Annotated in this window: 19 protein-coding genes and 2 tRNA genes; 10 read left to right on the top strand and 11 right to left on the bottom strand. The window is 73.3% G+C overall.

What is annotated here, in order from left to right:
• Nucleotides 1–4: 4 nt before the first annotated feature.
• The 3 genes from WMF20_RS16450 to groES all read right to left on the bottom strand — a co-directional run bounded on the left by WMF20_RS16450 (nt 5) and on the right by groES (nt 2,916).
• A complete protein-coding gene (locus WMF20_RS16450) occupies nt 5–661 on the bottom strand; it encodes a Crp/Fnr family transcriptional regulator (protein ID WP_129575260.1) in 657 nt (218 codons plus the stop codon).
• A gap of 201 nt (nt 662–862) precedes the next feature.
• A complete protein-coding gene (groL, locus tag WMF20_RS16445; protein WP_129575259.1) occupies nt 863–2,551 on the bottom strand; it encodes a chaperonin GroEL in 1,689 nt (562 codons plus the stop codon).
• Nucleotides 2,552–2,619: 68 nt separating this feature from the next.
• Nucleotides 2,620–2,916, bottom strand: a complete 297-nt coding sequence (gene groES / locus WMF20_RS16440; RefSeq protein WP_129575258.1) for a co-chaperone GroES — start codon at nt 2,914–2,916, stop codon at nt 2,620–2,622.
• A 553-nt stretch (nt 2,917–3,469) separates the two neighbouring features.
• Between groES and WMF20_RS16435 the strand changes: the two genes are divergently transcribed.
• From WMF20_RS16435 to WMF20_RS16420, 4 genes are all read left to right on the top strand, one after another.
• Nucleotides 3,470–3,543: transfer RNA gene (locus WMF20_RS16435), tRNA-Gln, on the top strand.
• Nucleotides 3,544–3,582: 39 nt separating this feature from the next.
• A tRNA-Glu gene (locus tag WMF20_RS16430) sits at nt 3,583–3,657 on the top strand.
• Nucleotides 3,658–3,930: 273 nt separating this feature from the next.
• A complete protein-coding gene (locus WMF20_RS16425) occupies nt 3,931–4,626 on the top strand; it encodes an NUDIX hydrolase (protein WP_437614717.1) in 696 nt (231 codons plus the stop codon).
• Nucleotides 4,627–4,763: 137 nt separating this feature from the next.
• A complete protein-coding gene (locus WMF20_RS16420; protein ID WP_129575256.1) occupies nt 4,764–5,114 on the top strand; it encodes a hypothetical protein in 351 nt (116 codons plus the stop codon).
• 83 nt (nt 5,115–5,197) lie between these two features.
• On the opposite strand, the gene WMF20_RS16415 is transcribed toward WMF20_RS16420, so the two are convergent.
• Complete coding sequence (locus tag WMF20_RS16415) at nt 5,198–6,169, bottom strand: hypothetical protein (protein WP_437614715.1); 972 nt, start codon at nt 6,167–6,169, stop codon at nt 5,198–5,200.
• Nucleotides 6,170–6,707: 538 nt separating this feature from the next.
• Here WMF20_RS16415 and WMF20_RS16410 point away from each other — a divergent pair.
• Nucleotides 6,708–7,592: a DNA adenine methylase gene (locus WMF20_RS16410; protein WP_437614713.1), complete on the top strand. Its 885-nt coding sequence runs from the start codon at nt 6,708–6,710 to the stop codon at nt 7,590–7,592.
• A 27-nt stretch (nt 7,593–7,619) separates the two neighbouring features.
• On the opposite strand, the gene WMF20_RS16405 is transcribed toward WMF20_RS16410, so the two are convergent.
• Nucleotides 7,620–7,886: a hypothetical protein gene (locus WMF20_RS16405; protein WP_129575253.1), complete on the bottom strand. Its 267-nt coding sequence runs from the start codon at nt 7,884–7,886 to the stop codon at nt 7,620–7,622.
• 295 nt (nt 7,887–8,181) lie between these two features.
• Between WMF20_RS16405 and WMF20_RS16400 the strand changes: the two genes are divergently transcribed.
• The 4 genes from WMF20_RS16400 to WMF20_RS16385 all read left to right on the top strand — a co-directional run bounded on the left by WMF20_RS16400 (nt 8,182) and on the right by WMF20_RS16385 (nt 16,988).
• Nucleotides 8,182–12,837 carry a DUF2339 domain-containing protein gene (locus WMF20_RS16400; protein WP_437614711.1) on the top strand — a complete coding sequence of 1,552 codons (4,656 nt, stop codon included), beginning with the start codon at nt 8,182–8,184 and terminating at the stop codon, nt 12,835–12,837.
• 77 nt (nt 12,838–12,914) lie between these two features.
• Nucleotides 12,915–14,159, top strand: coding sequence for a choice-of-anchor L domain-containing protein (locus WMF20_RS16395; protein ID WP_437614708.1), 1,245 nt, complete (start codon nt 12,915–12,917; stop codon nt 14,157–14,159).
• 191 nt (nt 14,160–14,350) lie between these two features.
• The gene (locus WMF20_RS16390) at nt 14,351–15,244 is read left to right on the top strand and encodes a LysR family transcriptional regulator (protein WP_437614706.1); all 894 of its coding nucleotides are present in this window, start codon (nt 14,351–14,353) and stop codon (nt 15,242–15,244) included.
• A 52-nt stretch (nt 15,245–15,296) separates the two neighbouring features.
• On the top strand, nt 15,297–16,988 hold the full coding sequence (locus WMF20_RS16385; RefSeq protein WP_437614704.1) for a right-handed parallel beta-helix repeat-containing protein: 1,692 nt from the start codon (nt 15,297–15,299) through the stop codon (nt 16,986–16,988).
• 62 nt (nt 16,989–17,050) lie between these two features.
• On the opposite strand, the gene WMF20_RS16380 is transcribed toward WMF20_RS16385, so the two are convergent.
• From WMF20_RS16380 to WMF20_RS16370, 3 genes are all read right to left on the bottom strand, one after another.
• The gene (locus tag WMF20_RS16380) at nt 17,051–17,773 is read right to left on the bottom strand and encodes a type II toxin-antitoxin system RatA family toxin (RefSeq protein WP_437614702.1); all 723 of its coding nucleotides are present in this window, start codon (nt 17,771–17,773) and stop codon (nt 17,051–17,053) included.
• 468 nt (nt 17,774–18,241) lie between these two features.
• On the bottom strand, nt 18,242–19,783 hold the full coding sequence (locus WMF20_RS16375) for an aminopeptidase (RefSeq protein WP_237245386.1): 1,542 nt from the start codon (nt 19,781–19,783) through the stop codon (nt 18,242–18,244).
• A 303-nt stretch (nt 19,784–20,086) separates the two neighbouring features.
• Nucleotides 20,087–21,199, bottom strand: a complete 1,113-nt coding sequence (locus WMF20_RS16370) for an S-(hydroxymethyl)glutathione dehydrogenase/class III alcohol dehydrogenase (protein WP_437614700.1) — start codon at nt 21,197–21,199, stop codon at nt 20,087–20,089.
• Nucleotides 21,200–21,581: 382 nt separating this feature from the next.
• Between WMF20_RS16370 and WMF20_RS16365 the strand changes: the two genes are divergently transcribed.
• Complete coding sequence (locus WMF20_RS16365) at nt 21,582–22,799, top strand: hypothetical protein (RefSeq protein WP_437614698.1); 1,218 nt, start codon at nt 21,582–21,584, stop codon at nt 22,797–22,799.
• Between the two features lie 57 nt (nt 22,800–22,856).
• Here WMF20_RS16365 and WMF20_RS16360 read toward each other — a convergent pair whose 3' ends face one another.
• The 3 genes from WMF20_RS16360 to WMF20_RS16350 all read right to left on the bottom strand — a co-directional run bounded on the left by WMF20_RS16360 (nt 22,857) and on the right by WMF20_RS16350 (nt 25,090).
• Nucleotides 22,857–23,891, bottom strand: a complete 1,035-nt coding sequence (locus tag WMF20_RS16360) for a serine/threonine-protein kinase (RefSeq protein ID WP_437614696.1) — start codon at nt 23,889–23,891, stop codon at nt 22,857–22,859.
• A 592-nt stretch (nt 23,892–24,483) separates the two neighbouring features.
• Complete coding sequence (locus tag WMF20_RS16355; RefSeq protein ID WP_129575245.1) at nt 24,484–24,906, bottom strand: TerB family tellurite resistance protein; 423 nt, start codon at nt 24,904–24,906, stop codon at nt 24,484–24,486.
• Nucleotides 24,907–24,925: 19 nt separating this feature from the next.
• Entirely contained in the window at nt 24,926–25,090 is a 165-nt protein-coding gene (locus WMF20_RS16350; RefSeq protein ID WP_437614693.1) for a hypothetical protein, read from the bottom strand.
• Between the last annotated feature and the right edge of the window lie 6 nt (nt 25,091–25,096).

The following is a 25,096-nucleotide window of genomic DNA, read 5'->3' as shown; positions in this document are numbered from 1 at the left end:
TGGCTCAGCTCGCTCCGCCGAACTTCTGCGGCGTCCCCAGGAATTCTATAAAATCCTGAAACTTCCGCATGTCGGTCACCATGATCGCCTCACGCGCAGGGGGCCCTTCCGCGAGGAGCTTCAGCCGGCGGAGCCGCGCCATCACCTCGTCCACCATTCCTTGCTCGACGTCGACCTCGCGCGCGATGTCCGCGGGGGTGGCGCGGAGGCGTATCCCTTCCGGCGTCTCTTCCCCGAACGCCTCGGCGTGGCGGGCGAGCGCGAGCATCACCCGCGCCTTCGGGTCCCGGTGCATGAGGATCTCGACGAGCGCGTCCGCCGCGTCGAGCCGCTTCGCGAGCTTCTTGATGAGCCGGAACGCGATCTCGGTGTCCCGCTGCAGCATGGCCTTGAGCTTTCGCGCGTCGACCACGAGGCAGCGGGACGGCTCGCTGACGGTGGCCGTCGCGTTGCGCGGCTTGCCGTTCAGGATCGCCATCTCGCCGACGAACTCGCCGGGCCCGAGCACGGCGAGCACCTTGTCCTCGCCCTCGACCGATTTGGTGATCCGCACAGCGCCGGACTGGATGACGAACATGACGTCGCCGGGGTCGCCCTCGCGAAACAGGACGTCGCCCGGCACGTACTCGCGGCCATAGCGGGCGAACGACGACTCCGACATTGCCCGAGAGTCTAGCGCCGTGCGTGACCGCGGGTCAAAAACCCAGGCAAAGGCTCTCGGCCTCACAAAACGCGAGGGGCCCTCCAAGCCAGCATGCTTTGGAGGACCCCTCGGCCCGCTTCGTCGGGAGCGGCGCGCGCCACGTCGACCGCCCGGCGTTGCCGGAGAGCGGCGACGACCGGCGCGCGGCCGGACAGGCGATCAACCCATGTCGAAGTCGCCCATGCCGCCCATGCCGCCCATGCCGCCCATGCCGCCCATACCCCCCATGCCGCCCATGCCGCCGGGGGCGCCGCCGGCCGCCGGCTTCTCCTTCTTGGGCTTCTCGGCGACGAGGGCCTCGGTCGTGAGCATCAGGCTCGCGACGCTGGCCGCGTTGGAGAGCGCGTGCCGCACGACCTTGGCCGGGTCGATGACGCCGCCGGCGAGCAGGTCCTCGTACGCGTCGGTCGCGGCGTTGTAGCCGAACGTGGCCGCGCCCGACCGGACCTTCTCCACGACCACCGTCCCGTCGACGCCCGCGTTCTGGGCGATCTGGCGGAGCGGCGCCTCGACGGCGCGGCGCACGAGCCGCACGCCGACGTCGCGCTCGTCGTTGAACTTGAGCTGCTCCAGGGCCGAGGCCGCCCGGAGGAGGGCCACGCCGCCGCCGACCACGATGCCTTCCTCGACGGCCGCGCGGGTCGCGTGCAGCGCGTCCTCGACGCGGGCCTTCTTCTCCTTCATCTCCGTCTCGGTCGCCGCGCCGACCTTCACCACCGCGACGCCGCCGGCGAGCTTCGCCAGCCGCTCCTGGAGCTTCTCGCGATCGTAGTCGCTCGCCGTGTCCGCGATCTGCTTGCGGATCGCCTCGATGCGGCCCTTGATCGCCGCCTTGTCGCCCAGGCCGTCGACGATGACCGTGTTGTCCTTGTCGATCTCGACGCGCTTGGCCGACCCGAGGTCGCGCACCGTGGCGCTCTCGAGCTTCTGGCCGAGGTCCTCCATGAACGCGGTCGCGCCCGTGAGGATCGCGATGTCCTTCAGCATCTCCTTGCGGCGATCGCCGAAGCCGGGCGCCTTCACGGCGGCGACCTTGATGGTGCCGCGCAGCTTGTTCACGACGAGCGTGGCGAGCGCCTCGCCCTCGATGTCCTCGGAGAGGATGAGCAGCTCGCGGCCCTGCTTCACCACCTGCTCGAGCAGCGGCAAGAGGTCGGCCATGGCCGAGATCTTCTTCTCGTGGACGAGGATGAGCGGGTTCGAGAGGACCGCCGTCATCTTCTCGGGATCGGTCACGAAGTAGGGCGAGAGGTAGCCGCGGTCGAACTGCATGCCGTCGACGGTCTCGAGCTCCGTCGTCATGCGCTTGTTCTCCTCGACCGTGATCACGCCCTCCTTGCCGACCTTCTCCATGGCGTCGGCGAGGATCTGGCCGATCTCCTTGTCGCCGTTCGCGCTGACGGTGGCGACCTGGGCGATCTGGTCCTTGTCCTTGGTCGGCTTGGCGGCCTGCTGCACGGACTCGATGACCTTCGCGACGGCCGCGTCGATGCCGCGCTTCAGGTTCATCGGGTTGTGCCCGGCCTCGACGAGCTTGAGGCCCTCGCCGAAGATCGCCTGGGCCAGCACCGTCGCCGTCGTCGTGCCGTCGCCGGCCTTGTCGCTGGTCTTCGAGGCGACCTCGCGGACCATCTGGGCGCCCATGTTCTCGAGCTTGCCGGCGAGCTCGACCTCCTTGGCGACCGTGACGCCGTCCTTCGTGACGACCGGCGCGCCCCAGCTCTTCTCGATGACGACGTTCCGCCCCTTGGGGCCGAGGGTCACCTTGACCGCATCGGCGAGCGTGTTCACGCCCTTCAGGATCGCGGCGCGGGCGCCGCGGCTATAAACGATCTGCTTCGCAGCCATCTCTCAATCCCCTCGCGGCCACACGGCCGCGTCTGCTAGCGCTTGGGTTCGGTTGCCCTCGATCCGGGTCAGGAGGCGGACTCGGTCACGGCGAGCACGTCGTCCTCGCGGATGAGCACGTGCTCCTCGCCGTCGAGCTTCACCTCGGTGCCGCTGTACTTGCCGAACAGCACCTTGTCGCCGACCTTCACCTCGAGCGGGCGCACCTTACCGTCCTTCAGGACCTTGCCGTTGCCCACCGCAACGACGCGCCCCTCGATCGGCTTCTCCTTCGCGGTGTCGGGGATGATGATGCCCCCCTTGGTCTTCGTCTCGCTCTCGACGCGCTTGACGACAATCCGATCCTGCAGCGGCCTGATTTTCATGGTGGCTCCCTCGTCCTCGGCTGGTTGACTGACCATCGGCTCGCCGGAGGTCCCGTTCGCCCCCCCGCAGGGGCCTTCCGCCCACACGACGAGAGCTAAGTGCCCAGGATCACAGTCGCTTGGCACTCTCCTAGGCCGGTGGCTAAACCGCGGCCGAAAGTAAATCAGTCGCCCGGCACGTCAAGGGCGCGCAGCAGACAGTCGCGACTTTTCCGGGGCCGTCGCCCGCACGGAACGGAAAAGGAGTTCCTGGAGACAGCGCCCGGGCAACCGCCGCAATGCCGTGGAGGCCCCCTCCGGAGAGCGGCGGTCGAGGGGGTGAGGGTGAGCGATAACGCTACGGACGGACGGCTGGCGGACGGCTGGCGGGCGGCTGCGAGAGAAGCGGCGGGCTCGCGTGGGGCCGAGGGGGCGGAGCGAACCGCTCGAAACACCGGGCATTTTCGGCCCGGTGACGTTTTCTCGGTCGGGTCCGATTTTGATCGCTTGACAACCCCACCGGTCCGAGTAGATTCCGCGGCCCGTGGCGCTGATGAACACAGCGCTGACCCCTTGGGGGATCGTCTAACGGCAGGACGCAAGATTCTGGCTCTTGCTATCAAGGTTCGAATCCTTGTCCCCCAGCCAGGTCGATCAGCTCTGCTATCGGCCTTCTCGACAGTACAAGGTCCCATCGTCTAGCGGTTAGGACATCGGCCTCTCACGCCGGTAACGCGGGTTCGATTCCCGCTGGGATCGCCAGCATCACCTCACCTCTCCTGGCTACCGGGAGCTGCTCCACGACGCGGTGCGGCTGTGGTTCGCGAGGCCGCTGCGCCCGCGATGCCGCACTGCTGCGCCGCCCGTCTGCACGTCGATGGCGGCGCAGCGACGCTGCTGGAGCAGCGCGTCGCCGGGTGCGTCAACGTCGTCGCCCGGCGCGTCTGCATCATGCTTGATGAAGCACGGCTTCGTCGAGGAGCACGCGGGTAGCAACGGCGCCGCTCCGTTCGACTTGCGCTACCCTCCGGGCCCATGGCGGCGCAGGACGGGGACGAGCTGTTCGACATCTTCGATCGCAGCGGCAAGCCGCTCGGCGTGCGCAAGGCGCGCAAGCTCGTTCACCGCGACGGCGACTGGCACCGGAGCGTCCACGTGTGGGTGGTCCTCGAGCGCGAGCCCGACGGCCGCCGGAGCAGCGCGGAGCCCTGGGTGCTCTTCCAGCAGCGCAGCCCGGACAAGGACACCTGGCCCGGCGCGTTCGAGGTCGCCGTGTCGGGGCACTACCGCGCCGGCGAGGATCTCGCGGAGGCGCTGCGCGAGGCCGAGGAGGAGATCGGCCTGCCGCTCGCGCCGGGCGACGTGATCCGGCTCGGCACGTGCCGCCACATGGACGACCACGCGCCCGGCATCATCGACTGCGAGCTGGTGGACGTGCTGCTCGCGACCACCCGCCGCACGCTCGCGGCGTTCCGCCCCGATCCGGCCGAGGTCACCGCGCTGCTGTCGCTCCCGCTCCACGCGGCGCTGCGCCTCGTCCGGGGCGAGGTGCCCAGCGTGACCGGCCTGATGCGGCAAGCGCCGGACGAGAGCGGCGCCGTGACGATCGCGCCGCGCGACGTGCAGCTCGACGAGTTCGTGGCCGCGCGCGACGGCTATTACGAGTGCGCGCTCGAGAGCATCCGCCGCCGCGCCGCGGGCGAGACGCCGGCCCCGTGGACGCTCGGCTAGCGCTCCAGCCGAGCTCGTCCTGGCGCCGGGCGCGCGGGCGCCGATTTCTTGGGCATCCGCGCCGGGCGGGGCAGAGTCGCGGCCGGAGGCACCCGATGAACCGACAGAAGACTCCGAGCGCTGTCCCTCGAGATGCCGTGGGGCGCTATCTGGCGAAGGCCACGCAGGGGAGCGGCGTGCGCGCCGTCGCCCTCGCCGGCGAGGAGGGCGCGCTCCTCGGCGGCGCGCGCTCCGCGGGCGCCGCGGCGAGCGACGACGATCTCGCGCTGCTCGCCGCGCTGGGCGCCGGCTGCGCCGACAGGATCGCCGGCTACGCCGAGCTCGACGAGCTCGTCGATGCGGTCGCCGGCGACGACGACTTCTACGCGACGCGGCTCACGGTGTGCGAACGGACGCTCTACCTCGCGTCGATCGGCGCGCGCGTCCCGCAGCAGAAGAAGATCGCCGCGGAGCTCGGCCAGCTCCTCGCGCCCGTGCTCTCCGCCTGAGACGGCGCCCGCCACCGGATCCCCGCGCCGGAGCTGTCCGCCCGAGGCGCGGCGCGCTCGGCCAGGTCCTCGCGCCCGTGCGGTCAGCCCGAGGCGCGGCGCCCCGCCGCCGGCCGCCGTGCCCTCTCGGCGGGGCCCGCCGTCGCGACGAGGAACCCCTCGGCCCGGTGCGGGGCGAGGCCGCAGCGCGCGTCCATGCGCTTCGCGATCTCGTCGCCGGCCCGGACGAGCGCGTAGAACCACCGGATCCCGAAGCGATCGTGCCCCTCCCGGAGCGCCGCGGCCTGGAGCGGGGCGCCGAGCCCGCGGCCGCGATACTCCTCGCGCAGGCAGGTGCAGATCGGCATGCCCGTCCACGAGGGCGCCTCGCCGACGTCGGAGATCCAGAGCGGCGGGGCGCCCAGGAGCCCGAGCTGGGAGAGCGCCCTGGGCCCGCCGTCCTCGGCGGCCTCGGGCCGCGTCAGGACGCACAGGGTCGTGCAGCCGATCAGCGCGCCCCGGCCGTCGCGCAGCGCGAGGGTCACGGAGCGCCCCTCGGCGCCGCGAAGGGTCCAGCCAGGGAGCGGCGCGTGGCCGCTCTCGGCCTGGAGCTCCTGGATCGACCGGATCGTGGCGTCGTCGTCGTCCGGCGACACCCGGGAGAGGCGGAGGCCCGCCGGAAAGGAGCGAAACCGGCCGAGCCCCTGCACGGCGGCGCGCACCTCGCCGGCCGGGGCGCCCATCACCGAGAGCCCCTCGTCCACGGAGAGCCCGGCCTGGCGCAGCGACGCGGCGAGCGCGGGGAGCTCCGGCCGGGGGGCGTGCAGGAGCACCCGTTCGAAGCAGCGCACGAGCGCCTCGCGCCGCTCCGGCGACGTCCGCTGGGCGTGCAGCAGGATGAGCGAGCGCCCGTCCGTGGTGATGCCGTCCTGCTCCGCGATCCAGCCGCGCGCGGCGTAGAGGATCCGCTGAGCCCGGTAATCCGCTGCCTCACCGAAGCAGCCCGGCCCGTCCGCCGGAGCGGGGCCGCGCTGCTGCGGGGCGTCGTCGCGATCGAGGTCGAAGGCAAGCATCATGGCGGCATTCCTCCTGTCGAGAGCGGACGGCGGCTCCCACGAGAGCCGAAAGGCGGCGCGGGGCGCCCGCGCCCTGCGCCCGGGCGAGCCCCTGCCGCGCCGCCGAGGTCCACGGCGAGATGGCCTGAAGCGGCGGTGCGTGAATTCGGGAGAACCCCGCTTTGCCGGCGGCTGTTCAGCCCGCGTGTCGAGACTTCAACTTATCCCCGCTCGGCGATCACGCAAGCCGCGACATGCCATGATCCGGGCAGCGCTCGCGCCGGGACACGCGCGCTCACGCCCACTTACAAGCAATTGAATTTGTTCATAAAATTGACCAACATCCACGTTTGCCCACAAGACATCTCGCCGTCCGGAGGCGCCGGGGTGTGGACATAGAACGACCTAGCCTGGAGCGATGCGTGGCGCGGGACGTCGCGCGGGGGAACGCGCGCCGCGGGCGGACCGGCGGGGGCCCTGGACCAGGGAGGTCGCCGGCATGACCTCGGTGGTTGAGGACGATCGCGCGCCCTGGTAGGTTGGCGTCCAGTATTGCGCGATGACCACCGCCCTTGTCACCGAAGCCGACAGCGCCGCGCCCCTGCTGCCACGTCCGTTCCTCAAATGGGCGGGCGGCAAGGGCCAGCTGCTCCGGCAGTTCCAGCCGCTCCTGCCCGCGTCGTACGGGCGCTACTTCGAGCCCTTCGTCGGGGGGGCCGCGCTCTTCTTCTGCCTGCAGCCGAAACGCGCGACGCTGACGGACGTCAACGCCGAGCTCATCGACTGCTACCGGGCGGTGCGCGACCGGGTCGAGGAGGTCATCGACGCGCTGGGCAGCCACGCCTACGAGGAGGCGCATTACTACCGGGTTCGCGATCTCGACCCCGCCTCGCTCACGCTGCCCGAGCGCGCCGCGCGGACCATCTTCCTGAACAGGACGGGGTTCAACGGGCTCTACCGGGTCAACAGCGCCGGCCGCTTCAACGTGCCTTTCGGCCGCTACGTCAACCCGTCGATCTGCAACGCGCCCCAGCTGCGGGCCTGCTCGGCGGCGCTGCAGGGCGTCGAGCTCGAGGTCCGCGACTTCGAGCGCGTGCTCGACCACGCCAGCGAGGGCGACTTCGTCTACCTCGACCCGCCGTACTCGCCCGTCTCGCCGACCGCGAACTTCACCTCGTACAGCGCGGGCGGCTTCGGCTTCCGCGACCAGGAGCGCCTCGCGGCGCTGTTCGCGGCGCTCGACGAGCGGGGGGTCCAGGTGATGCTCTCGAACTCCGATGTTCCCGAGATCCCGCCGCTCTACAAGCGGTTCAAGATCGACCGCGTCGCGGCGCTCCGGAGCATCAACGCGAAGAGCGACGCCCGGGGCCGCGTGGGAGAGATCGTGATCCGGAATTACGCGACCCGGCGGAGCCGCAAGGCGGCCGCGGACAAGGCGGGCTGAGCGCCGCGCCGCCGCGGGGCGCGCGCCTCAGTCGATGGTCTTCGACCCGTGCTTCTTCGGATCGGGGGCCGCGCGCTCCTCGGCGTACGCCATCGCCACCTCGATCTCCTCGTGGATCTCGCTCGAGGCGACCTTGTTCCCCGACGGATCGACGGCCTCCCACACGAAGCCACGGAGCTCGCCAGGGCGCTCCGGTCTCCAGCGGACCCGCAAGGTCCAGCCGTTGATCTCGGCGGTATACCCACCTTCCTCGTGATCGCGCTGCCATGCCGAGACGGTCGGGTGCTTCAGCATCGCGAGGTCCCCGGAACAGCGAGGCGAGAGGACAAAAGAACTGTTCCCGAATGGCCGCGCTCCCCCCCCGAGCAACGCCGCCGTCCGGGAACACGGGGAAGATAGCAGGCGCCCCGGGCCGGGCGATCAGGCAGGCGTGTGTTCCTCATGGGGGTGCACCTTACTCCAGTCCCAGCGCGCGCCGAAAGGCCTCGCAGGCACGGGTGGGATGTCGGCAGGGGCAGCGTGAACAGCGCAGGCGTCATCGCGCGGACGGGCGGCGCCGGCGACAGGCGCCCCATGCTACGAAGCCTTCATGGGGGCAGGAATCGTCGTCTTTTTCGGGCTCGCGCTCGCCGGCTATCTCCTGGTTGCCCCGCTGGTGGCCTTCGTGTTCGCCGTCCGGGCCAACCGGCGCAACGAGGATTTGCTGCTGCGGATCCACGCGCTCGAGCACCGGCTGGCCGAGCTCTCCGGGCAGCGCGGCCGCCCCGAGCCGACCGCCGCGGTGGAGAGCCCGCGCAGCGCGCAGCCCCTGGAGCCGGAGCGAACTGCCCAGGACGCCCTCACGCCCCCGTCGGTCGCGCCCCCAGCGGCCACCGGGGGCGCGGGCGCGCTGCCCGCGATCGACGAGGGGTCCGCCGGCGCGCCGCCGGGCATCGCGTTCCCGGACGCCGCCACCAACGCCGCCGGCGCGCCGCCGGGCATCGCGTTCCCGGACGACGCCGCCGGCGCGCCGCCTGCGATCGCGCTCCCGGAGACCGTCGCCGCTCTCCAGCCTCTCCCCGCGGCGACGCTCGACGAGAGCGCCGCCGGCGCCGCCTCGGCCGCGCGCCACGGAGGCCCAGAGACACCCACCATCGAGGAGAGGCTCGGCCTCACCTGGCTCACCCGCGCAGGCGCGGCGACCTTCCTGCTCGGCGCGCTCTTCTTCTTCAAATACGCCTCGGACAACGCCTGGATCGGGCCCCTCGGGCGCGTCGCGATCGGCGCCGTGACCGGCGCCGCGCTCCTCGCGGCGGCCGAGGTGCTCCGCGGGCGCACGCAGCGCCGCTTCGTCCACGCGCTCATCGGCCTCGGGCTCGCGGTCCTGATCGTGTCGGTGTGGGCGAGCGCGGCGCTGTACGAGCTCATTCCGATCCCCGCCGCCTTCGCGGCGGACACGGTGCTCCTCCTGCTCGGCGCCGCGCTCGCGCTCCGCCACCGCGGCGAGGCGATCCTGATCCTCTCCCTCGTCGCCGGGTTCCTCAACCCGGTCGTGCTGTCGACCGGGCAGGACCGGCCGCTCGTCCTGTTCAGCTACCTCCTGCTCATGACCAGCGTCGTCCACGCGGTGGCCGCGAAGCTCGGCTTCCGCGTCGCGCCCTGGCTCGCGCTCGCGGGCCACACGGCGCTGTTCTGGGGCTGGTACGATCGGCACTTCGACGCGAGCGTTCCCCCGGACGGCGGAGACCCGAGCGCGCTGCCCTGGCTCGACACGCCGGCCCAGGCGCTCCCAGGGCCCTACCTCCCGCTCGCCGCCCGCGCCGTGCCGCTCGCGTTCGTCGGGCTCGCGGCCTTGCAGGGCGTCCTGCGCGCGCTGTGGGCGCGCCGCGCGAACGCCGCCGCCGGCGTCGCGCCTGCCCCGACCGCCGCCAGCGGCGCTGCGTCCGCCCCGGGCGCCGCTCCCGACGCCGCGCCTGCCCCGACCGCCGCCAGCGGCGCCGCGCCCGCCCGGACCGCCGCCAGCGGCCCGGCCGCGACCGTCCCCGCGCCGGCCGGCGGCGCCCCCGGAGCGGCGCCCCCGGACGCCGCCGCGCTCGCGGCCGCCTCGCTCGCGCTCGCGCACGCAGGCGCGGGCGCGCTGCTCTTCGACGCCCCGCGCGCGCTCGCCGCCGCCGCCATCGCGCTCGCGGTCGCGGCGACCGTCGCGCTGCGCGCGCTCGGCGAGAGCGGCTGGCTGCTGGCGCCGATGGGCTCCGCCTTCCTCGCCTTCGCCGCGACGTTCGCGGACGCGCCGACGCCGCACCGGACGACGGTCGCCGCGCTGATCGCGCTCTGGGCGCTCGTCTACCTCGCCGGCTGGCTCCGCGGCGCCGGGGCCTCCGGCCGCCTCGATCGGAGGACCGCCGTCGCGTGCTCGGCCGGCGCGGCGCTCTTCGCCTGCACCGCGGGCATGCTGTTGCTCGAGACCGACGCGGCGCTCTTCGCGGTCGCGATCGCGGGCGCCGCCGCCGTCGCGGCGTGGATGGCCGCGCGCGCCGAGCTCCCTGCCCTGCTCCTCGTCGCCGCGGTCGCCTCGGCGGGCGCGCTCGCGGCGGCGGCGCCGGGCGCGCTCGCGCCGGACGACGCGGCCGCGCCGGCGGTCGTCGACGCGGGCTTCCTCGGCGCGTCGTCGCTCGTCATGCTCGTGTTCCTCGGCGCCGTGGGCGCCTCCGCGCGGCGCCCGCGCGAGCCCGGCGCGACGGCGCTCCCCTGGTCCGGCGCGCTCGCCGCGAGCGTGGCGACGCTCGGGTTCGTCGCGGCCGCGCTGGGCGCGACGCCGGAGGAGACGCCGACGCTCCGCGCGCTGCTCACCGCAGCCGCCGGCGCCCTGGACCTCGCGCTCGGCGCGGCGCTCCTGCGCGCCGTCGCGCCGCCCGCCACCGCCGCGCCGTCCGCCGCCGCCGCGCCGCCCACCGCCGCGCCGCCCGCCGCCGCCGCGCCGCCCGCCGCCGCGCCGCCCGCCGCCGTCGCGCCGCCCGCCGCCGATCGCATCGCCCTGCTCCTCGGGCAGGCGCTCGCGCTGTTCGCCGCGGCCGTCGCCTTCGGGCTCGGCGGGGCCACCGTCACCGTGGTCTGGGGCATCCTCGCGGCGGTCGCGGCGGCCATCGCCGCGCGCACCGGCGAGCGCGCCTGGCTCGTCGTCACCTCGCTGCTCTTCCTCGCCGCCCTCGCGCGGGCGCTCGGCGTCGATCGGGTCGAGACCGAGGCGCTCGTGACGACCTGGTTCGACACGCGCGGCCGCGACGGCGCCATGGCCGTCCCCGTCCTGCTCAACGCGAGGGCGTACGCGTTCGCGGGCGTGAGCGCGGCCCTGCTGGCCGCCGGCCGCCTGCTCTCCCGCGCCGGGGTCGCGCGCGCCGAGGCCGCCGAGCGCGCCACGAGCGCCGCCCGCCCCTCGCGCGCCGGCCTGCGCGCCGCGGGGCTCACGGCGCTCGGCGCGGGGTACGCCTTGCTCCTCGCGACCGTCGTCATCGAGGTGCGGAGCGCGCTCACCGCGCTGCCCCCCGCGCCCCCCGCCCCGCTCGACGCGGCCGAGTTCGCCGAGCTCGCCGTGGAGCATCGCGCCGCCCTCGAGGGCCAGCAGGGCAGCCTCGCCATGGCGACCACGCTCGTGCTCGCGCTCGCCGCCATCGCGCTGCTCACGGCGGGGTTCGCGGCGCGCGACGCCTTCCACCGGTACGCCGGGCTCTCGCTGTTCGCCGTCACGATCGCGAAGCTCGTGGTGTGGGACGTCTGGCACGTGGAGCGCATCTACCAGATCGCGCTCTTCACCGGCGTCGGCGCGCTGCTCGTCGGCGGCGGGTTCCTCTACGCGCGGTTCGGCCGGCGCCTCGTGACGCTCCTGCGCGCCGGGCCGAAGAGCGCGGCCGGGCTCTGCGCGCTGCTCGCGGCGACCGGCCTCGCGCGGCCCTCCGAGGCGCAGACCGGCGCGCCGCTGCGGACCGAGAAGCACGCGCTCGTCCGGCCCATCGACGGCGTGGACGCGGCCGGCGACCACCGCATCGACGTCGATCTCGACCTCTACCGCGAGAGCCGCGCCGAGGACCTGCTCGCCGACGTCCGCATCGCCGGACCCGACGGCGCCGAGGTGCCGTACGTGCTGCGCGAGGCGGGCGCCGCCCCCTCCTCCGGGCGGATCGCCGCCACGATGCTCGACCCGGGCGTCGACGCCGCCGGCGTGGCGCACGCGACCTGGGCCCTCGACGCGCCCGGTACGCGCCACTGCCGGGTCGAGCTCAGCGTCCTCGGCAGCAGCTTCCTCCGCGAGGCGCGCGTCGACACCGGCGCGGACCCGGGATCGCTCAGCGAGGTGGCGCGCGGCGCCTACGTGTACCGGATCCCGCAGGATGCGGAGGCCGTCGAGCACCTCGCGGTCGCCTATCCCCTCTCGCGCGCCGCCCTGGTCCGGATCCGCCTCGTCCCCGAGGGCGCCCCGGCGCCCGGCGGGGCCGCGGACGTCCGGATCACGGGCGGCACCGTCGCGTGCGAGCCGCCGGCCGCCGCCGAGAAGGCCGCGCTGCTGCCGCTCGCGATCGTCGAGACGCGGCGGGACGACGACGCGCAGGCGACCCTGGTCACGCTCGACGCCGGCGCCCACGGCGCGCCGCTGCACGCCGTCCTCCTCGACGTCGCCACGCCGGAGTTCAGCCGCCGGGTCGACGTCGCCTCGACCACCTACCGCGCGGTCTGGCCTGCCGTGGGGAGCGGCCGGATCCATCGAATCCGCCCGCGCGGCGAGGCCGGGCCGGCGCTCGCGTCGACGCGGATCCCGCTGAGCCCCACCCGGAAGCGCTTCCTCCGCCTCACGATCCACGACGGCGACTCGGCGCCGCTCTCCCTCTCGGGCGCGCAGGGCGAGGTGCGGGCCCGCGAGATCGTGTTCCGCGCCGCTCAGCCCGGCCCGCACCGGCTCTACGTCGGCGACGCGCTCGGCAAGCGCCCCCGCTACGACCTCGGCGACGTGCTCGACCGCGTCGAGCGCGAGCGTCCGCCCGTCGCCGCGAGGCTCGGCGCCGCGCAGGCCAACCCTGGCTTCGGCGCCGCCCCGGTCGCGCGCGACCTCCCGTTCACGGAGCGACACCGCGCGCCGATCGGGGCCGCGCTGGCCCTCGGGCTGCTGGCGCTCTCGGCGTGGGCCGCGCGGCTCCTGCGGCGAGGGGCCGAGCCGCCCGACGGCGGGTCCGTGCCCTCGCGGCACGGAACGGCAGACAGAGAGCCACGGCCATGATGGGATTGGATGTGCGAAAAGGAGCCGGGAACGCGAGGGCCCTCCGGCGATCCGAGCGATCATCGAGGAGATGCACCGTGAGAGGCCGGCGCTTCATCTACCTGGGTCTCTGTGCGAGCGTCGGGGCGGCGCTCTGGTCGTCGAGCGGGTGCTCCGCGGCGTCGCGCGACGAGCAGGCGCCCGGCGCGGCCGGCAGCGGCGGGGGCGCGACAAGCGCCACGACGGCGGAGGCCGGCGCTGGCGGGAGCCCCGCGGGGGCGAGCTCGGGGGGCGATTTCGGCCACGGCGGCGCGCCGAGCGGCGAGATCGAGCAGCCCGACAAGGACGGCGACGGGTTCACCGTCGAGGACGGCGACTGCAACGACGACGACGCGAACGTCAACCCGGGCGCCCTCGAGGTCGCGATCACGGAGCCTGACGACACCGGCGTCGTGCCCGAGCCGGCCGACGAGGACTGCGACGGCGAGATCGACAACGTGCTGCCGACGTGCGACCGGAACATCGCGCCCGCCGACTTCGACGCCATGCACGGGGCTCACGCCGTCGACCTCTGCGCCAAGGCGTCGCCCGGCGACAGGCGGTGGGGCGTGCTGAGCGCTGAGTACGTGCGCGGCGACGGCTCGCGCGCGGCGCCCACGCCGGCGGTCGGCGTGCTCGACTCGTTCGGCCCCAACGTGCACGTGCAGGGCGGGGACCGCATGCTCGTCCTGTCCACGGGCCGCGCCCGGCTCGCCCACTGGCCGGGCGCGTGCAACACGCCGAGCTGCACGAACTACGGCGCGGGGGAGGCGCCGCCCGGCTTCCCGCAGGACAACCCGGATTGCCCGCCTTCGTCGAACATCAACGACGACATCGGCCTCGAGCTCGTCATCCGCACGCCGACGAACGCGACCGGCTACGAGTTCGCGTTCAAGTTCTACACCTTCGAATACCCGGAGTTCATCTGCCAGCACTTCAACGATCAGTTCCTCGCGCTGGCGACGCCGGCCCCGCCCGGGTCGCTCAACGGCAATCTCTCGTTCGATAGCCTGGGCAACCCGGTCAGCGTCAACATCGGCTTCTTCGATGTCTGTGAAGGCTGCGCCCTCGGGGCGGACGAGCTCGATGGCACCGGCTTCGGGCTGTGGGACGACGCCGGCGCGACCGGCTGGCTCCGCACGCAGGCCCCGGTGAAAGGCGGCGAGGAGCTCAAGCTGCGGTTCATGATCTTCGACACCGGCGACGATGCGCTCGACTCGACCGCGCTCGTCGACGGCTTCAAGTGGATCGCGAACGGCGGCACGGTCGCGGTCGGGACCGCGCCCGTCGAGGATCCCCGGTAGCGTCTGCGGCCATCTCCCGGCCGCACCCCTGCGCCGCCCCGCGCGCCTGCGGCCGTCTCCCGGGCGCGCCCGCGGCGCGCCGCGCGACCGGGAGGCCGCGCCCCACGACCGCGCCAGCGGCTCGCGCGCCCGCGGCTCGCGGAACGATATTTCGCAGCCAGGACTGTTGCGCTGGACGATACAATGCGGCCATGCGGCTCCCGTCCTTGGAGAACCTCGCCTGCTTCGAGGCCGCGGCGAGGACGCTGAACTTCCGGACCGCGGCGCGCGCCGTCGCGCTCAGCCCCGCGGCGTTCGGCCAGCGCATCCGGCAGATCGAGGAGCAGGTGGGCGCCCCGCTGTTCGAGCGGACCACCCGGCGGGTGCACCTCACGCCGCAGGGGCTCGCCTTGCTGCCGCGCGCCCGCCAGTGCCTGGCCCTTGCCGAGGACTGCCTCCGCAGCGCGATGAGCCCCGCCCCCGCCCCGGTCGAGCTGACGCTCGGCACGCGCTTCGAGCTCGGGATGTCGTGGATCGTCCCCCAGCTCGGCGCGCTGACGCGGAGGCGCCCCGAGCTGATCCTCCACCTCTACTTCGGCGCCTCCGACGATCTGCTGAGGCGCCTCTCCGACCGCAGCGTCGATTGCGTGGTCACGAGCGCCCGCTGGAGCGCCGCGAGCCTCGCGGCGGAGACGCTGCACGAGGAGCGCTACGCGTTCGTGGCCTCGCCCAGGCTGCTGCGGCGCGAGCCGTTCTCCCGCGCCGAGCACGCGTCGCGGCACTGCCTGCTCGACATCGACGCGACCATGCCGCTGTTCCGGTACCTCGCGGACCAGACGGGCGGCGTGGGCCGCTTCGCGTTCGCGCGCCATCGCTGGGTGGGGCTCGGCGCCGCGATGAAGACGCTGGTGCTCGCCGGCGAGGGCGTGGCCGTGCTGCCGCTCCACATGGTCGCCGCCGAGCTCCGCGGCGGCAAGCTGAAGCGGCTCCTCCCGTCGGCGTCGCTCGCGCGCGATCATTTCCGGCTCGTCTACCGGCGCGACGACCCGCGGAGCTCGCTCTACGCGAAGCTCGCCGAGTCGCTGCGCGCCGTGCCGGTCCAGTGAGCGCGCCGGCCCCGGCGCGGCGCGGCCTCGGGTAGACTCCCGGCCGAGGATCATGAGCGAGCTCCCCCACGGCGACGCGTGCTGCCGCAGGACGCCGATCACCGCGCAGGACATCAACGGCGGACCGGACCCGACCCGCCGTGTCCCCTTCGTCATCACGGCGCCTGGCCAGTACGCGCTGGTCGAGGACGTCGACTGGGTGGCGGCGGACGAGGACGCGCGGGCGATCACGATCGCCAGCGACGATGTCACGCTGGACCTGTGCGGGAGGACGCTGCGGCAGATCGACCCTCCGGCGCCCGCCCGCGCCCAGGATCCGAGCGCGCGGCCGTGCCGGGGCGAGGTCGTCTCCGGCAACGTGGGCGTCTACGCCGAGGGGCATCGGCGGCTCGTCATCAAGAACGGCAGCGTGCTCGGGATCCAGGGGGTGGGGATCGTCGCCAGGGCGTGCAGCCAGGTGGATCTCATCGGCCTGTCGGTCACGCGGTGCGGCGGCGACGGGGTGATCGACACGACCTTCCTGTGCCGCAACGGCGGGATCTTCGTGATGGGCGCGCAGGACGCCGAGGGCAACATCGCCTTTGCGTCCGACATCCGGATGCTCGACTGCGTGTGCTCGGAGAACACGAGCCGGCTCGATTTCGTGGTGACGCTGGGCGCGCTCGTCCTGTTCTGCGACGACGTGGAGGTCAAGCGGTGCGTGTTCAACCGCACGGCGAACACCAGCGCTGAGCCGAGCGGGGTGCAGTTCAACGTCGTCGGCGCCGACTTCGTCGTCTGCCGGAACGTGCTCGTGGAGGACTGCGAGGCGCACGACAACACGTCGGGCGGCGAGCCCGCCGGCTTCTTCGCGTGGGGCGAGAACTACAAGTTCCTGCGCTGCCGGGCGAACCGGAACTTCACGCTCACCGGCAACCGGGCGTGCGGATTCAACATCTCGACGACGAGCAACCTCGAGATGGTCGATTGCGAGGCGGACGGGAACTACAACGCGAACCCGGACGCGTCCGCCGATGCGGTCCGCGATTTCTCCGCGCTCGGCTTCCGCATCGGCCGGGCGGTGTTCCGCGCGTCGATCGAGGGCTGCCGCGCGCTGGGCAACCACAGCGTGGGCGCGAACGCGCCCGCCGCCGGCTTCGCGCTCCACGCGACCGGCCAGGTGGTGCTGCGGCGCTGCGTGGCCGTGGGCAACAGGAACGCGAGCGGGACGGCCGAGGATGACGGGCTCGCGGCCGGGTTCATCGCGTCGGCGCCGCTCGCGGCCCCGGAGGGCGGCCTCGTGGGCGGCGAGGGCAATGCGTTCATCGACTGCATCGCCGACGGCAACACGGTCCACCGCGCCCCCCTGTTCGTGCAGCCGCCGGCCCCGCCGGTCGACGCCGGTCCGTCGCGCGGCGACCCACGGAAGGGGGCGGGGTTCCTGCTCGATCGACAGAAGGATGCGCGGATCGTCGGGTGCCAGTCCGCCAACAACGACGGAAAAGGGATCTGGCTGCGGGGCTGCGCGCGCGCGCTGGTCGAGGGAAACACGCTGTCGGGGAACACGCTTTACGGCATCCAGAACGAGGATCCCGCCGGGCTGAGCGCCTTCGTGGGCAACCGCGCGCACCTGAACGGGTCCCGCCACCGTCACAACTACGTCGGCCTGCCCCCCGGGACGCCGGTCCGCAAGTGGACGCTCGGCGCCCCGCCCCCGGAGGGCCCGTGGACGCCGGTGGACAACCTCAGCGTCCGGATGCCCTGACGAGCGGCGCGGGCGGCGAGCGCCCCTGGGAGCGCGCCCCGCCGGCCTCGCTCCGGCGAGCGTCAGCGGCTCCCGTCCTGCGCCTGCTCGGCGCGCGCCCGGACGGCCGCGACGGCGCGCGCCGAGCCGTCCAGGTTCTCTGCGTTGAGGAGGCTCTTCGGCAGCGGCAGCTTCGGCTGGAGGAAGACCTCGAGGGACACGCGCGTCGTCCGGCCGTCGATCTTCTCCAGCTGCCAGGTGGCCTGGAGGTCTTTCACGTTGCCGGCGACGAAGCGTGACGAGTAGGTCTCGACCCCCTCCACGAGGGCGCGCTTCTGGATCTCGATGCGGGCCCACATCGTGACGGCGCCCTGCAGCGCCGAGACCTCCATGTAGATATCCCATCCGCCTGCTGGCGTGCGCCCGAGCACTCGGCACTTCTTGTAGTGGGGCATGAACTCCGGATAGCGCTCGAACGAGAGCACGGTGGCGCGCACGCGCTCCAGCGGCGCCTTGACGACCGCCGTCGACCTTCCGCGCGAGAGCCCGGTGCTGCCGATCGGGACCGCCACGCTCGCGATCCCTGCCGCGTCGGGCGCCGGCGCCGCGCGCTCGCTCCCGTCGTCGCTCGCGGCGGCCGGCACGACATCGCCGCTGTCGCGCTCTGCCAGCGGCAGACTCGGTGCATCCAGGGTGCTCCCCCGTTCACCGGCGCCGCACGCGGCGGTCGCGAGCGCGAGTCCTCCGGAGACCGCGGTCCGGATCAGGGCGCGATGGGCGATTGTTGTCGAGCGAGTTCTCCCCATGACCGCCGAGCTTGCCAGCGACGTGCCCGCCGCCGCCCCCCGGCGCTGATCCCGCTCCGCACATCAACGCTCAGGCCCCACCCCACCCCGCCGCCAAGAACGGATCCCCACCCCCCCGCGCGCCGCTCGCCCCCCGAGAACAGCGACACCTCCCCGCCCCCTCGATCGCCCCGCGCGCACACCCTCGTCCCCCCGCAAACCCCTCCGAATCCCGCCGACTCTCTCCCCCCCCAATTCCGTCCACCCCCTCTCTCTCCCCCCTCTCCCTCTCTCCCCCAACCGTTGCCGGGGCACACCCGCACAGGAGACGGGCCCAGATCGGCGTTTTCGGCGCGCAGGCGTACTTCCTGTACGCCGAGCACCGAAAACGTCGAGATGGGCCCGTATCCGAAGCGGGTGTGCCCCTAAGTCTACCAGCACCGAAAACGTCGAGATGGGCCCGTATCCGAAGCGGGTGTGCCCCTAAGATTAAGACTCACCGGAGAGATAGGCGGTTAGGCTGGGGATGGGGACGCCGGTGGGGCGGCCGAACTGCCAGTCTGCGGACTCGACGCTGACGCCGCCGATGTCGAGGTGGATGAACGGGAGCGTCCCCCCCTTGAGCCCCGAGGCGATGTCGAGGAACGCGAAGGGGAACTGGTGGCCGCGCGGCGTGTTCACCGAGGCGAGGCGGTTCGACGAGACCACGTCCTCGGCGCTCGACCGCGGCGCGACGAACGCGTAGTCCTCGCGCCGCGGCCGCACGCGCTCCATCGGCTCGCCCCAGCGCTCCGCGAGGACGTCGAGCCGGTCGAGCTCGGGCCGCGCGGCGGCGTTGCCGATCGCGCCCGTGTACGGGCCGTGGGCGCGGTAGACGTGCCCCGTCAGCGTCGCGACCGAGAACAGGATCGGGTCGGCGGCGCCGCTCATCGCGAGCTCCCGCGCGAGCGCGAGCAGGTCGGCCAGGATGAGCCGCCCCTCGGCGTCGGTGTTGCCGATCCGCACGCGCACGCCGGCGCGGCTGCGGATGATCTCGTCGCTGACGTACGACTCCTCGCCGATGCTGTTGCGCGCGAGCCCGAGCAGCCCGACGATGCGCACGCCCTCCAGGCCGAGCGCCGCGGCCGCGCGCACGAGCCCGGCGACCGCGCCGGCGCCGCCCTTGTCGCGGGACATCCCGGCCATGTGCCCGTCGGTCTTCAGGTCGACGCCGCCGGTGTCGTAGGTGACGCCCTTGCCCGCGAGCAGCACGGTGCGCCGGATCTCCCCGCGAGGCCGGTAGTCGAGCCGCACGACGCACGGCCGGTGCCGCTCGACCACCCGCGACGCCCGCGAGACCGCGCTGATCAGCGGGTAGTCGTCGACGTTGCGCTCGATCTTGACGAGCACGCCCGTCCTCGCGAACGCCGCCTCGCACATCTCGGCGACGCGGCGGGGCGCCATCCGCTCCGGCTCGGTGCCGGTGATGTCGCGGCAGAGCGCGCGGCCGACCTCGATGGCCGCGATCTCGCGGGCGCGCGACTCGGGCAGCCCGAGCACCGCGAGCGACTCGGCCGAGCGCGGGGCCATCTCCGCCTCGCGCGCCTCCAGCGGGGTCCACTGGCTCCCGAGCGCCGCCAGGGCGCCGACCTCGATCGCCCGCGCGAACCGCGGCGCGGACGGCGCGCGCACGACGAGCAGCGGCCGGCTCGCCCCCGCCTCCACCGCCCGCGCGAAGCCGGCGGCCGCCGCCTCCGCGATGGAGCGGACGTCATCGACGTCCTCCGAGAGCGCCCCTGTCGGCGCGAGCACCAGGCGCCCGCCGGGCACGCCGGGCGCCGGCAGGACGAGCGGCGCACACTTGCCCTCCAGCGCGCAGTCGACGCGCGCGGCCGCATCGACCACCGCGCCGACCGTGGGCCCGAGCCCCCCTGCGTGCTTCGCGATCGGCGACGGCGCGACGAGGACGACAGCATCGCAGGCCGCGGTCCCCGAGGTCGACTCGGCGAGGGCGTTGGCGGGCAACCCCGCCAGGGAAGTGACATGGACCATGGCGGCGGATGATGTCACAGGGGTCAGCATTTTTGCAGCACCCGTCGGCGCCGGCAGGGCACCGACACCTGCCCCCGATGGCCGCTGACCGGACGTGGCCGGCCGCCGCGCGCCCGCGCCGCGGCCAAGGCGAGCTCGCCCGCAGGCGCGATGGCGCGCGCGTCCGCCCCGACGGTCACGCTCGCGGCCGAGCGCCGCGGCCGGCCGCGCTCCCTCCTCGCGCGGCGCGGGAGAGCGCGCGTGATCGGGAATGGAAGGGAATGAGAGGGACTCGGAGGGAGAAGCGCGACGGAGAGGCGCGCTTCAGGAGAAGAGCACGACGCTGCGGATCGACTCGCCGCTGTGCATGAGGTCGAGCGAGCGGTTGATGTCGTCGAGCGGCATCGTGTGGGTGATGAGCTCGTCGATCTTGATCTTGCCCTCCATGTACCAGTCGACGATCTTGGGGACGTCGGTGCGCCCCCTGGCGCCGCCGAACGCGGTGCCCTTCCAGACGCGCCCGGTGACGAGCTGGAACGGGCGCGTGGAGATCTCCTCGCCGGCCCCGGCGACGCCGATGATGATGCTCGTCCCCCAGCCCTTGTGGCAGCACTCGAGCGCCTGGCGCATCACCTTGACGTTGCCGATGCACTCGAAGCTGAAATCGGCGCCGCCCCGGGTCAGGTCGACGAGGTAGGGCACGAGATCTCCCTGCACCTCGTTCGGGTTGACGAAGTGGGTCATGCCGAACTTCTCGGCCAGCTCACGGCGCTTCGGGTTGATGTCGACGCCGATGATGAGGTCGGCGCCGGCCATCCGGGCGCCCTGGATCACGTTGAGCCCGATGCCGCCGAGGCCGAAGACCACCACGTTGTCGCCGGGCCGCACCTGCGCGGTGTTGATGACGGCGCCGATCCCCGTCGTCACGCCGCAGCCGATGTAGCAGACCTTGTCGAACGGCGCGTCCTCGCGGATCTTGGCGACGGCGATCTCGGGCAGGACGGTGAAGCTCGAGAACGTCGACGTGCCCATGTAATGGTGAATCCGCTCGTTGCCGATCGAGAAGCGGCTCGTTCCGTCCGGCATGAGCCCTCGGCCCTGCGTGGCGCGGATGGCCTGGCAGAGGTTGGTTTTTCCGCTGGTGCAGTAAGAGCACTGCCGGCATTCGGGCGTGTAGAGGGGGATGACGTGATCGCCCTTCTTGACGCTCTTCACCGACGGGCCGACGTCGACGACGACGCCCGCGCCCTCGTGGCCGAGGATCGCGGGGAAGAGGCCTTCCGGATCCTTGCCCGAGAGGGTGTAAGCGTCGGTGTGACAGACGCCGGTGGCCTTGATCTCGATGAGGACCTCGCCTTCGCGAGGGCCCTCCACCTGGACGTCCTCGACCGTGAGCTTCTCGCCGGCCTTGTGGGCCACGGCTGCGCGCGCTTTCATGATCGGTGGTTCTCCTCCCGCAAGCGGGGCGTTCGGGGCCCGAGCGGCGCCCGAGCCCCTCCAATAGCCGGCCGGGGAAGCAGGTTTCAAGGGGGACCCGGCCGGCGCCGCGCCGCGCCCCCGCCCGGCCTGCTCGCGTCGCGGCGCCCGCCGGCGCGGCCCGCTCGCCCCCATTTCGGCGGCCCCGCCCGCGCGCCTGGCTTCGCGTGCTCCCACTCCACCCCACAGGCGGCGCGCGCGGCTCGTGGGGCAGACGACCTCTGTCGTACAGAGGCATTGCACGCCGCTCACGCGATCTCGCGAAAGGCTGCTCTCGGCCGGCGAGGCAGGGATTCGGATGGCGCTCGTGGACCGGCGAGCGTACCATCGCTCCGTTATCCTTATGCGCACCGCTCGTTGCATACCCGGTCACCGCGCCCTCACCGCAGCAGCCGCGCTGTTCCTCGCCGCCTGTTCGGCGGGCAGATCGCCTGGAGGCGCGGCGGCGGGCAAGGACGGCGGCGGGGGGAGCGCCCCCTCCGAGGGCGGTCACGGGGGCCAGGGCGGCGGGCAGGGCGGCCAGGGCGGCCAGGGCGGCGTCGTGGAGTGTGTCGACGAGTGCCCTGCGGAGAAGGGTGGAATCAAGATCGGCTGCAAGACGCGCTTCATGTTCGGAATGAACTATGCGTGGCACAACTTCGCCGGCGATTTCGGCGGCATTGCCGCGTGGGACAAGCGCGGCGTCGCGGCCGAGGCGGAGACGCATGCGAAGAACCTCGCCGGCATCCGCGCGCACGGGGCGAGCTTCGTGCGGTGGTGGATGTTGCCGGAGCTCCGGGGTGAGGGCGTCGTCTTCGACGCGAACGACACCCCGACCGGCCTCGGCGGGACGACGCGGGGCGACGTCGAGAAGGCGCTCGAGCTCGCCGAGCAGGCGGACGTGCACCTCATGTTCTGTCTCTTCTCCTTCGACAACTTCCATGCGACCCGGGTCGACGCCGGCGTGAGGACGGTCGGCATTGCCCCGCTCGTGACGGACGCCGAGCGGCGCGCGGCGCTCCTGGAGAACGTCGTCAGGCCGCTCGCCCAGGCGGTCGAGCAGAGCCCGTACCGGCACCGGATGGTCGCCTGGGACGTCATCAACGAGCCCGAGCTGGCCATGACCGGCCCGAGCCCGTACGGCGACCCCGACTACGACCCGGATCCCCAGGTGGAGCCGATCGCGCACGAGCAGATGGAGGCCTTCCTCCGCGACACGATCGGGGTATTGCGCGCGGAGAGCAGGGCGCTCGTCACGATCGGCTCGGCCTCGATGAAGTGGGCGCGCGCATGGACGACCACCGACGTCGATTTCTACACATTTCACATGAACGATCGGGTCAACCGCTACTGGCCTTACAACCAGTCGCCCGCGGATTACGGCATCACGGACAAGCCGGTCGTCATGGCCGATTTCCCCATCGCCGGCCTGGCCACGGCCACCCTGTCGACGCTCCTGGAGAGCTGGTACAACCAGGGTTATGCCGGCGCGATCAGCTGGGCCTACGGCGACGCGACCCCGACCGAGCTCGAGACCCTGAAGGCCTTCGCCGATTCGAAAGGCTGCGACCTGCAGTACTGAGCCGGCCCGAGGAGAGGCGGCCCTTCGCGCGGCGCGGGGAGGGCCGATGTCTGGAGATCAGGAAGAGGGCAGCCAGTAATCGACGAGCGAAGCCCCCGTCACGTCGTGGGCGACCCCGGCCGCGATCGCCCACTGGGCCAGCGCCCGCCCCAGCGCCGCCATCGCGGGAAACCGCCCGTCGGGGGACTTGGCCAGCCCCCGCTCGACGATCTCCCAGAGCCGCGGGTGCGCCTCGAACACCTCCGGGCGCGGCGGATCGACCCGCAGCACGTCGTGCACGATGGAGATGCTCCCCGGCCCGCCGAACGGCCGCCGGCCGGTCACGAGCTCGTAGAGCACCACGCACACGCTCCACACGTCGGAGCGCGCGTCCGACTCCTGCCCGCCGCGGACCTGCTCGGGCGCCATATACGCCGGGCTCCCGACCAGCGCCTCCTTCTGCCCGCCGTCCACCGCGCGCGTCGCCGTGAAGGCGATCCCGAAATCGATCAGCTTGGGGACCATCCGGCGGCCGTCGCGCACGAGCACGATGTTCGCGGGCTTCACGTCCCGGTGCACGACCCCCGCGCCGTGCGCGGCGCTGAGCGCCCCGATCACGGGCAAGAGCAGCTGGACCGCGGAGATGGGCGACATCGCGCCCGACTCGGCCAGCACCTGGGCCAGCGACCGGCCCTGGAGGAGCTCCATCACGACGAACGGCTCCCCTTCCTCGGTGAAGCTGAGATCGAACACCCGCACCGCCGCGCGGTGCGACACCCGCGCCGTCGCCTGCGCCTCCTTGAGCAGCCGCGAAGCAGCCTCCGGGACCGCGCAGTCACGACGGATGAGCTTCAGCGCGACATCGAGGTTCAGGGCGACGTTCCGCGCCTTCCAGACGGCGCCCATGCTGCCCTCGCCGATCAGCTCCGTGAGGCGATAGCGCCCCGCCAGGACGTCGCCTGGGGCGTAGCGCCGCAGCGCGGCGGCCGGCGCGTCGGTCGCCGGAGCCGGCAGGGCGACAGCAGGCGACACGCCGGCGAGCCCCGCCCGCAGCGTGGCAGGCGGCACGCTCGCCGGCGCGGCCGGGGTGTCGCTCGCCGGCTCCAGCGGCACGACCTCGCCGCCAGGACGCCTTACCGAGGCGGACGGCCGCGACAGCCGGCCTGACGTCCGGAGATCGACGGGATCGAACGGTGGGCGGTGCGCCGATGACCAGCGCGGAGATCGCGGCGAGCGGTACGCGCGCGGAGAAGAAGCTCTGCCCCCGCTCGGGGGACGAGATCGATTCGAGGCGGGATCCATCGATGCGCCATGTGGCGTCGTGGAGCTGTCGGTTCGTCGGGTGTCCATGACCTTGCTCTGGCCCTCTGGCCCACGGGTACTGCAAGGATCAGGCCGACAAAAACCGCCGTAAATGCGCCTCTTTCGCGCCCGTCTCGGCGCCGAGGTGCGGGGTCGAGGCCTCAGATCCGGCGCCCCTCGCCATCAGCGCGCCTCACGCCCTCGGGGCGCCGCCGCCTGGAGCGGCCCCGGGCAGCGCGCGACGGCCGGCGCAAGGGTTGTAGCAGAGCGCATTCCCTGCGCACGGCGCCTGGGGGCGACGAGCACATCGGCGTCGGGTGTCAGCCCCCCTGCCCCTCGCGGCGCAGCCGGGGCCGATCAGCGCGCGGCGCGCGCGCCGGCCTCCCCGCGCGCCTCGCGCGGCTCAGCGCGCGGAGCCGGAGACGACGCGCCCCTTGAACGCGATCGGCACCTCCAGCGCCCCCGCCGCCTCGACGAGCAGCGCGTGCTCGCTCTCGTGGATCACGCCGTCGGCGGCGACCAGCCGGACCGCCAGCTCGATCGCGGCCTCGCGCATCCGCACGTCGGGCAGGCGCGCGCGGAGCGCCGCGAAGCGGCCATTCCTGCCCTCCTCGCGCACCGAGCGCTCGATGATCGAGATGAGCGCCTCGACGACCTCCGCCCCGAGGCGGCCCGCGCTCATCGCCGCCGCGTGCGCCGTGAGCTCGGCGCGCTCGGCCTCGTTGATGGATCCGTCAGCGTACGCGGCGAGGAACATGATCTCGACCATCGCCTCGAGCTTGGTGATCTCGAGGTGAGGAAAGGACAGCTGCGTCTCGTCCATCATGCGATCCGAGGCTAGCGTATCACGGCCCCACCGGACACAGCGCCACCACGCCGCCCGCCCGCTCGCCGCCGCGGCGCTCGGCCCGGCCGATCCGGCGGCGCGCTGCCTCGGTCTGCCCGCCTCGCCGCGCCTCGCTCGCCCTGGGGATCCAGGGATCCCGGGAGCGCGCGGCGAAACTTCTCATCGAGCG

The organism is Sorangium sp. So ce834 (assembly GCF_051521425.1).
GTDB lineage: Bacteria > Myxococcota_A > Polyangia > Polyangiales > Polyangiaceae > Sorangium > Sorangium cellulosum_D.
Note: the sequence above shows the minus strand (reverse complement) of the source record. Positions and strands in the feature narration are given on the sequence as shown.